Annotated in this window: 9 protein-coding genes; 3 read left to right on the top strand and 6 right to left on the bottom strand. The window is 71.1% G+C overall.

The features are described 5' to 3' along the window. A partial coding sequence (locus HMPREF3105_RS13755) for a hypothetical protein (protein WP_371441095.1) occupies positions 1-434 on the top strand: 434 nt, incomplete at its 5' end. Next, positions 431-1,348, top strand: a complete 918-nt coding sequence (locus HMPREF3105_RS04035; RefSeq protein WP_070708822.1) for an SURF1 family cytochrome oxidase biogenesis protein — start codon at positions 431-433, stop codon at positions 1,346-1,348. The genes HMPREF3105_RS13755 and HMPREF3105_RS04035, both read left to right, overlap by 4 nt. Before the next feature lie 30 nt (positions 1,349-1,378). On the opposite strand, the gene abc-f is transcribed toward HMPREF3105_RS04035, so the two are convergent. Further along, a complete protein-coding gene (gene abc-f / locus HMPREF3105_RS04030; RefSeq protein ID WP_070708821.1) occupies positions 1,379-2,977 on the bottom strand; it encodes a ribosomal protection-like ABC-F family protein in 1,599 nt (532 codons plus the stop codon). 122 nt (positions 2,978-3,099) lie between these two features. Here abc-f and HMPREF3105_RS04025 point away from each other — a divergent pair, with 122 nt between their 5' ends. Beyond that, positions 3,100-4,047, top strand: a complete 948-nt coding sequence (locus tag HMPREF3105_RS04025) for a KPN_02809 family neutral zinc metallopeptidase (RefSeq protein ID WP_070708820.1) — start codon at positions 3,100-3,102, stop codon at positions 4,045-4,047. A 105-nt stretch (positions 4,048-4,152) separates the two neighbouring features. On the opposite strand, the gene HMPREF3105_RS04020 is transcribed toward HMPREF3105_RS04025, so the two are convergent. From HMPREF3105_RS04020 to HMPREF3105_RS04000, 5 genes are all read right to left on the bottom strand, one after another. Next, positions 4,153-4,479 carry a metal-sulfur cluster assembly factor gene (locus tag HMPREF3105_RS04020; RefSeq protein ID WP_070708819.1) on the bottom strand — a complete coding sequence of 109 codons (327 nt, stop codon included), beginning with the start codon at positions 4,477-4,479 and terminating at the stop codon, positions 4,153-4,155. A 1-nt stretch (position 4,480) separates the two neighbouring features. Beyond that, positions 4,481-5,245, bottom strand: coding sequence for a Fe-S cluster assembly ATPase SufC (sufC, locus tag HMPREF3105_RS04015; protein WP_070708818.1), 765 nt, complete (start codon positions 5,243-5,245; stop codon positions 4,481-4,483). Positions 5,246-5,291: 46 nt separating this feature from the next. Continuing rightward, a complete protein-coding gene (gene sufD, locus HMPREF3105_RS04010; RefSeq protein ID WP_036315255.1) occupies positions 5,292-6,530 on the bottom strand; it encodes a Fe-S cluster assembly protein SufD in 1,239 nt (412 codons plus the stop codon). 1 nt (position 6,531) lies between these two features. Beyond that, positions 6,532-8,004 (bottom strand): Fe-S cluster assembly protein SufB, encoded by a 1,473-nt coding sequence (gene sufB, locus HMPREF3105_RS04005; RefSeq protein ID WP_002855322.1) that lies wholly within the window; start codon positions 8,002-8,004, stop codon positions 6,532-6,534. A gap of 76 nt (positions 8,005-8,080) precedes the next feature. Next, positions 8,081-8,776, bottom strand: coding sequence for a helix-turn-helix transcriptional regulator (locus HMPREF3105_RS04000; RefSeq protein ID WP_230297443.1), 696 nt, complete (start codon positions 8,774-8,776; stop codon positions 8,081-8,083). Positions 8,777-8,929: the final 153 nt, after the last annotated feature.

Below are 8,929 nucleotides of genomic sequence, written 5' to 3'. Positions count from 1 at the left end.
CGGGCGCTGGGCCGAGGGTCCTCGTCCGCCGGCAGTCCCGGCCTGCCCGGACGGGGCGGCGCGTGATCGGCGCGGTCCCGGGTGAGCCGGGCATGGACCTGCTGGGCGCCCTCGCGTCCGGCCGCCTTGACCCCGCCGCCGGTGCCTCCACTGCCCGATCCCCGCACGCCGCCGTGGACGGGCCCGAGCGGCCGGTCTGCTCGCGTCGTGGCTGCACCGCGGAGGCCGCCTGGGCCCTGGAGTGGAACAACCCGCGCGTCCACGCCCCGGACCGCGTGAAGACCTGGCTGGCCTGCACGGACCATCGGCCCTTCCTGGACGACTTCCTGAGCGCCCGCGGCTTCCTGCGGCGCTCCCGCCCGCTCGATCCGGCCGCCACGCAGGCGCCCGAGGTCGACACGCCCGAGACCCCGCAGGAGCCCCCGCGCCCATGAGCATCCCCGCCCCCATGACGGACCCGACCGCCCGCGACGCCGAACGCCTTCCTGCCCTGCGCTTCGGCTTCCTCGCCACCGGCCCGTGGATCCTCGGCTTCGTGGTGTGCGTCCTCTTCGCGTTCCTGTGCCATGCGCTCGCGCAGTGGCAGTGGGACCGCCGCGTGGAGGTCCAGCACCGCGTCAACCGCGTCCTGGAGAACTACGACGACGACCCGGTTCCGTTCGCCGAGGCCTCCCGGCTGTTCACCGCGTTCCAGACCGACGACGAGTGGACGCCCGTGACACTGACCGGCGAGTACCTCGTCGACGAGACGCTCATCGTCCGCAACCGCCCCCGGGCCGGCCAGCCCGGCTACGAGGTGCTCGTGCCGTTCCGGACGGACGAGGGCCCCGTCGTCGTGGTGGACCGCGGCTGGCTCCCGGTGGGCAACAGTCCGGGTCAGCCGGACGCCGTGCCGGCCCCGCCCGCCGGCCACGCCGAGGTCGTGGTGCGGGTCAAGCCCGGGGAGCCGGCCCTGGACCGCGACGCCCCGGACGGTCAGGTGCCCTCGATCGACCTCGCCGAGATCGCCGACACCGTGGGCGGGCCCGTGGCCGGGACGGCCTACGGGATCATGGTCACGGAGGACCCGGCGGTGGAGCCGATGCCGCAGAAGCTCGTCGAGCCCACCCTCGACGAGGGCCCGCACCTGTCCTACGCGATCCAGTGGTACCTGTTCGCGGCCATGGGCTTCGGGGTGTGGGGGTACTCCGCGTGGATGCGCGCCCGCAACGACCGGGCCGACGCCCTCGACGACGCCGCGGACGACGGGCTGCTCTCCGCGCACCGGGTCCCCCGCGCCAAGCCGGCCCGGCGGCGGCGCGACGGGCGGCTCACGGACGAGGAGGCCGAGGATGCGCTCTTCGACTGAGCCGGCCCTCCGCCTCGGCGGCCCGCGGACTCAGGCGAGGGTGATGAGGTCCCTGTAGTCGTCGTTCCAGAGGTCCTCGACCCCGTCCGGCAGCAGCACCACGCGCTCGGGGTCGAGCGCCTCGACGGCGCCCTCGTCGTGGGTCACGAGCACCACGGCGCCCTCGTACTGGCGCAGTGCGTGGAGGATCTCCTCACGGCTGGCGGGGTCGAGGTTGTTCGTGGGCTCGTCCAGCAGCAGCACGTTCGCACTCGAGGCCACGAGCGTGGCCAGCGCCAGGCGGGTCTTCTCGCCGCCGGAGAGGACGCGGGCGGGCTTGTCGACGTCGTCGCCCTGGAAGAGGAACGATCCGAGCAGCGTGCGCGCCTGGGTGTCGCCGAGCTGCGGGGCGGCGTGGCGCATGTTGTCCAGGACCGACGCGTCCTGGTCCAGGGTGTCGTGCTCCTGGGCGAAGTAACCCAGCTTGAGCCCGTGGCCCGCCTGCACCTCCCCGGTGTCCGGGGTCTCCTCCCCGGCGAGCATGCGCAGCAGCGTCGTCTTGCCGGCGCCGTTGTAGCCCAGGATCACCACGCGCGAGCCGCGGTCGATCGCCAGGTCCACTCCCGTGAAGATCCCGAGCGAGCCGTAGGACTTGGAGAGGTTCTCGGCGCGCAGCGGCGTCTTGCCGGAGGCCTGCGGGGTGGGGAAGCGGATCGCGGCCACGCGGTCGACCGCGCGCTCGCCCTCGACGCCGCGCATGAGCCGCTCGGCGCGCTTGATCATGTTCTGCGCGGCGGTGGCCTTGGTCGCCTTGGCACGCATCTTCTCGGCCTGGGCCATGAGGGCCGAGGCCTTCTTCTCCGCGTTGGCGAACTCCCGCCGGCGGCGCGCCTCGTCCTGCTGGCGCTGGGCGAGGTAGTTCTTCCACGTCATGTTGTAGACGTCCATGGTCTGCCGGTTCGCGTCCAGGTAGAGGACCTTGTTCACGGTCATCTCCATGAGCTCGACGTCGTGCGAGATCATCAGGAGGCCGCCGGAGTAGGTCTTCAGGTAGTCGCGCAGCCACACGATCGAGTCGTGGTCGAGGTGGTTGGTGGGCTCGTCCAGCAGCAGGATGTCCGCGTCGGAGAAGAGGATGCGGGCGAGCTCCACGCGGCGGCGCTGGCCGCCGGAGAGGGTGTGCAGCGGCTGGTCCAGGACGCGGTCCGGCAGGCCGAGGTTGGACGTGATCCGGGCGGCCTCGGACTCGGCCGCGTAGCCGCCGCGGGCCTCGAACTCCGCCTCCAGGCGGGAGTAGCGGTTCATCGCCCGCTCCCGCTCGGCGTCGTCGACGGCGGCCATGCCGGCCTCGGCCTCCCGCATGCGGCGGATCGTCTGGTCCAGGTCGCGGGCGGAGAGGATGCGGTCGCGGCCGGACTGGTCCATGTCCTCGACCTTGGGGTCCTGGGGCAGGTAGCCGATGCGCCCGGTCCGGGTCACGGTGCCCGCCGTGGGCTGCCCGCCGCCGGCCAGGACCTTGGTCAGCGTCGTCTTGCCGGCGCCGTTGCGCCCCACGAGGCCGACCTTGTCCCCCTTGTCCACGCGGAAGTTCACCTCGTCCATGAGGAGACGGGCGCCCACGCGCAGTTCGACATCGGTGACGGTCAGCATGGGGGTGTCAGACTCCAGGGGTCGAGGGAAGAACAGGGGTGCACCGGCGGGGTCCGGCCGATCTCGACGGGCGGGGGCCAGCGCGGTGCCGGGCCAGTCTAGTCCGTCTACACTCTGGCCCCATGAGCTTCAACGAGAACGTGCAGATCGACGCCGGCCGGGCCCGATCGGGCGGTGGCGGCGGGCTGGGGGGCCGGGGCATCGCCATCGGCGGTGGCGGCGGCCTGCTCGCGTTGCTGCTCGCGATCTTCGCCCCCGGGCTGGCCGAGCAGCTCGGGATCGACACGGGCGGCGGGTCCGTCGGCCAGAGTCAGTACCAGCAGCAGACGGGCTCGGGCGGCCAGAGCCAGCCCCTCTCGGACGAGGAGTGCGCCAGCGGTGCGGACGCCAACCAGAACACGGACTGCCGCGTCGTCGCGACCACCGAGGCCGCGGACGAGTTCTGGGGCGAGTACCTCGCCCAGTTCTCGGACATCCAGTGGCGCCAGCCGCAGCTGACCCTGTTCCAGGGCGGCGTGAGCACCGGCTGCGGCAGCGCCTCCTCGGCCACGGGCCCGTTCTACTGCCCGGCGGACGAGTCCATGTACTTCGACACCGCGTTCTTCGAGACGCTGCAGACCGATTTCGGCGCCGAGGGCGGACCGCTGGCGGAGGAGTACATCGTGGCGCACGAGTACGGCCACCACGTTCAGCAGGTGACCGGCTACCTGCAGCACTCGAAGGACGGGACCACCGGCCCCACCTCCGGCGCCGTGCGCGCAGAGCTGCAGGCCGACTGCTTCGCCGGCATGTGGGCCGGGCATGCCACCTCCACCGTGGACCCCGAGTCCGGTGAGCCGTTCCTGAAGCCGATCTCGCAGGACCAGCTGCGCCAGGCCATCGACGCGGCCTCCGCCGTGGGCGATGACCGCATCCAGTCCACCCACACCGGGCGGGTGGACCCCGAGGCGTTCACGCACGGCACCTCCGAGCAGCGCATGGCCTGGTTCATGCGCGGCTACCAGAGCGCCCAGCAGGAGCCCGACATCCGCCAGTGCGACACGTTCCGGGCCCCCTCCCTGGACATCTGAGCCGAGAGCACCGCGCCTGCGGGTCCGTCCGCACTCCCCCACGACGACGGCGGCCCCTCACCTCCTGGGCGAAGGTGAGGGGCCGCCGTCGTCGTCCGGACCGGATCAGATGTTGAAGCCAAGGGCGCGCATCTGGTCGCGCCCGTCCTCGGTGATCCGCTCGGGGCCCCACGGGGGCATCCAGACCCAGTTCAGCCGCCACTCGTCCACCATGGTGCCGATCGCGCGGGAGACCTGGTCCTCGATCTCGTCCGTGAGCGGGCAGGCCGCGGTGGTCAGGGTCATGTCCACGAGCAGCGCGCCGTCGTCGGCGTAGTGCAGCCCGTAGAGCAGACCCAGGTCCACGACGTTGACGCCCAGCTCCGGGTCGATCACGTCCTTGAGGGCCTCACGGATGTCCTCCGTGGGCACCTGGTTCGCGGTCTCCGTCATCTCAGGCCCCCGCCGCGGCCTTCTCGAAGCGGGCGTAGCCCTCGGCCTCGAGCTGCTCGGCGAGCTCCGGGCCGCCGGACTCGGCGACGCGGCCGTCCACCAGCACGTGCACGTGGTCCGGCTTGATGTAGTTGAGGATCCGCGTGTAGTGGGTGATCAGCAGGGTGCCCATCTCGTTCTGCGCCTGGGCGCGGTTGACGCCCTCGGAGACGATGCGCAGCGCGTCGACGTCGAGGCCGGAGTCGGTCTCGTCGAGGATCGCGAACTTGGGCTTGAACAGCTCGAGCTGGAGGATCTCGGCGCGCTTCTTCTCGCCGCCGGAGAAGCCCTCGTTGACGTTGCGGTTCATGAACGCCGGGTCGATCTGCAGGGCCTCGAAGGCGCCCTTGACGTCCTTGGTCCAGGTGCGCAGCGAGGGGGCCTCGCCGTCAAGCGCGGTCTTGGCGGTGCGCAGGAAGTTGGTCATGGTGACGCCCGGGATCTCCACGGGGTACTGCATGGCCAGGAAGAGGCCGGCCTGGGCGCGCTCGTCGACGCCCATCTCCAGCACGTCCTCGCCGTCGAGGGTGATGGAGCCGGAGGTGACCTCGTAGCGCGGGTGGCCGGCGATGGTCGAGGCCAGGGTGGACTTGCCGGAGCCGTTCGGGCCCATGATCGCGTGGGTCTCGCCCGTCTCGATGGTCAGGGAGAGGCCCTTCAGGATCTCCTTGGGGCCGTTCTCGGTCGCGATCTGCACGTGCAGGTCGGTGATCTGCAGGGTTGCCATGGTGGTTCTCCTCGGGTGGAAGGCGGTGGGGTCTGCGGGGCGTCGGTCAGAGCTGCGCGATGCGGAGCTCGTCCTCCATGACGGCGGTCAGCTCGTCCTCGACGTCGCCGATGCCGATCTTCTGGATGATCTCGTTGAGGAAGCCGCGCACGATCAGGCGGCGGGCCTCGGTCTCGGAGATGCCGCGGGCCATCAGGTAGAACAGCTGGGTCTCGTCGAAGCGGCCGGTCGCGGACGCGTGGCCCGCCCCCTCGATCACGCCGGTCTCGATCTCCAGGTTCGGCACCGAGTCCGCGCGCGCCCCGTCGGAGAGCAGCAGGTTCTGGTTCTTCTCGTACGTGTCCGTGCCCTCGGCCTCCTTGCGGATCAGCACGTCGCCCACCCACACGGTGCGCGCGTCCGTGCCCTGCAGGGCGCCCTTGTAGAGCACGTTCGAGACGCAGTCCGGCTGGTTGTGGTCCACGAACAGGCGGTTCTCGAGGTGCTGACCGGCGTCGGCGAAGTACAGGCCGTACATCTCGGCCTCGCCGCGCTCCGCGGCGAACCGCGCGGTCGGGGTCAGCCGCACCACGCCGCCGCCGTAGGACACGGCCACGTGCTTGAAGTGCGCGTTCGTGGCGACCGAGGCCTGCTGGGCCGAGACGTGCACGGCATCGCCCTCCCAGGCTTGCAGTGCGACCACGTTCAGGCGGGCGTCGCGGCGCACGTCGAACTCGACGTTCTGGGCCAGCACGGCGGTGCCGCGGTGGGCGATCACGACGTCGGCCTGCGCGTTCTCCTCCACGAGCACGGTCAGGTGCATCGCGGCCGGGTCGGCGGAGGAGCCGACGACGTCGATGCGCACCGGCTCGGCGACCTCACCGGAGATCGTCACGACGGTGGCCTCGGAGACCGAGTTCCAGGCCGCGGCGGACACGCGGTCGTCCGGGGTCAGGACGGAGCCGACGCGGGCGTCGTCGCGGGCCACGGTCTCCACCGTGACGCCGGCCTGCTCGGCCACGGTCACGGCGGGGGCGGCACCGGTCAGGCGCGCGTCGTCGCCCTCGGGCAGGTGCAGCCCGCCCAGGCGCTTGAGCGGGGTGAAGCGCCAGTCCTCCTCGCGCCCCGTGAGCACGGGGAAGTCGGACAGCTCGAAGGAGCTGAGGCGATCGGCGCGCGAGCCCGCGGCGTTGCGCTCCCGGCCCCCGGCCCGGGCGGCCGGGTTCTGCGCGGCGGTGAGCTTCTCGCCCTCCTCGCCCATGCCCGGGATCATGGTCCGCTGGGTGTTCTCAACGGTGTCGGTCATGTCAGCCCACCGATCCTTCCATCTGCAGTTCGATCAGCTTGTTGAGCTCGAGCGCGTACTCCATGGGCAGCTCGCGGGCGATCGGCTCGATGAAGCCGCGCACGATCATGGCCATGGCCTCGTCCTCGGACATGCCGCGGCTCATGAGGTAGAAGAGCTGCTCCTCGGACACCTTCGAGACGGTCGCCTCGTGGCCGAGGGTCACGTCGTCCTCGCGGATGTCGATGTACGGGTAGGTGTCGGAGCGGGAGACCGTGTCCACGAGCAGGGCGTCGCACACCACCGAGTTGGCGGAGCCGTTCGCGCCCTCGGCGATCTGCACCAGGCCGCGATAGGCGGCGCGGCCGCCGCTGCGGGCCACGGACTTGGACACGATCGAGGAGTTCGTGTGCGGGGCCATGTGCACCATCTTGGAGCCGGTGTCCTGGTGCTGGTCCTTGCCCGCGAACGCGACGGAGAGGGTCTCGCCGGTGGCGTGCTCGCCGGTCAGGTACACGGCCGGGTACTTCATGGTCACCTTGGAGCCGATGTTGCCGTCGATCCACTCCATGGTGCCGCCGGCCTCGACCACGGCGCGCTTGGTCACGAGGTTGTACACGTTCGTGGACCAGTTCTGGATGGTGGTGTAGCGCACGCGCGCGTTCTTCTTCACCACGATCTCGACGACGGCCGAGTGCAGCGAGTCGGACTGGTAGATCGGGGCGGTGCAGCCCTCGATGTAGTGCACGTACGAGTCCTCGTCCGCGATGATCAGCGTCCGCTCGAACTGGCCCATGTTCTCCGTGTTGATGCGGAAGTAGGCCTGCAGCGGGATCTCCACGTGCACGCCCTTGGGCACGTACACGAAGGAGCCGCCGGACCACACGGCCGTGTTCAGGGAGGCGAACTTGTTGTCGCCGACCGGGATCACGGTGCCGAAGTACTCCTCGAAGATCTCCGGGTGCTCCTTGAGCGCGGTGTCGGTGTCGAGGAACACGACGCCCTGCTCCTCCAGGTCCTCACGGATCTGGTGGTAGACGACCTCGGACTCGTACTGGGCGGCGACGCCGGCCACGAGACGCTCGCGCTCGGCCTCCGGGATGCCCAGGCGCTCGTAGGTGTTGCGGATGTCCTCGGGCAGGTCCTCCCAGGTCTTGGCCTGGCCCTCGGTGGAGCGCACGAAGTACTTGATGTTGTCGAAGTCGATGCCGGACAGGTCCGGGCCCCACGCCGGCATCGGCTTGCGCTCGAAGTACTTGAGGGCCTTCAGGCGCAGGTCGCGCATCCACTCCGGCTCGTCCTTCTTGCCGGAGATGTCGCGCACGACGTCCTCGTTCAGACCGCGGACGGCCTTCTCGCCGGCCGCGTCGGAGTCGGCCCAGCCGTACTGGTAGGCGCCGATGGCGTTGAGCTCGGGGTTCTTGTCGAGGATCTCCTGGATCACGCCGGGGTCGGCGGTCTCCGTGGAGTCCCGCTGGACGATCTGGTCGGTCATCTCAGCCTCTCTCACTAGTCACTGCGGTCGGGGTCGGTCGGGTGGTCGGCGGGAGCCGGGGCGTGGCCCGCGCGGCTCAGTCGCGGCCCAGCGGCACGTGTGTGGTGCACACGTGGGCGCCGGCGGCGAGGGTCGAGAGCCGGCGCACGTCCACCTCGAGCAGGCGGGCGAACAGCGCGGTCTCCTCTTCACAGAACTCCGGATGGCGCGCGGGAATTCCCTGGAACGGGCAGTGCCCCTGGCAGACCTGGTCCGCGCGGAGGGTGGGCGCCAGGCCCGCGCCGAAGTGGCGCAGCGTGCCGGCGTAGCCGGCCTCGTCGAGGACCCGCGCGAGGATGCGGGTGCGGTCCTGCAGCGCGGTCTCCCGGCCGTCGACGGCGGCCGTGAAGCGCTCCTCGATCTCCCGGAAGGCGTGGCGCGCGGTGCGGCGCACCTCCTCCTCCCCGCCGAGCTCCTCGAGGCGGGCCAGGGTGTCCAGGGCGACGGCGAGGTGGTCCTTGGGCAGGTGCTCCTGCGCGTGCGAGGTGACCACGTAGCGGCGGGAGGGCCGTCCCGCGCCGCGGGCCGCGGTGACCCGCTTGACCTCGACGAGCGAGTCCTCCTCGAGCGCGTCCAGATGGCGGCGCACGGCGGCCGCGGTCAGCTCCAGCTCCCGACCGATCTCGGCCGCGCTCACGGGTCCACGCGTCAGGACCAGCTGCAGCACACGCTCGCGCGTGCCCTCGGCCGGGGCCGGAGCGGGGGGCGACGCAGACTGATCCGAATACACCACGCCATCATGACCTATTGATCTGGAACGGTTCAAGTGAGGCTCGCCTGGCTTGATGACGCCCGCGGCGGAACCCGCGTCAGACCGGGCGCCCCGGCCCCACGAGCCGGGGTCGCAGGGCCCGAGGACTAGATGTAGGAGGGCATGACGTTGTTG

Source organism: Micrococcus sp. HMSC31B01, assembly GCF_001816085.1.
Classification (GTDB): Bacteria; Actinomycetota; Actinomycetes; order Actinomycetales; family Micrococcaceae; genus Micrococcus; species Micrococcus luteus.
Note: the sequence above shows the minus strand (reverse complement) of the source record. Positions and strands in the feature narration are given on the sequence as shown.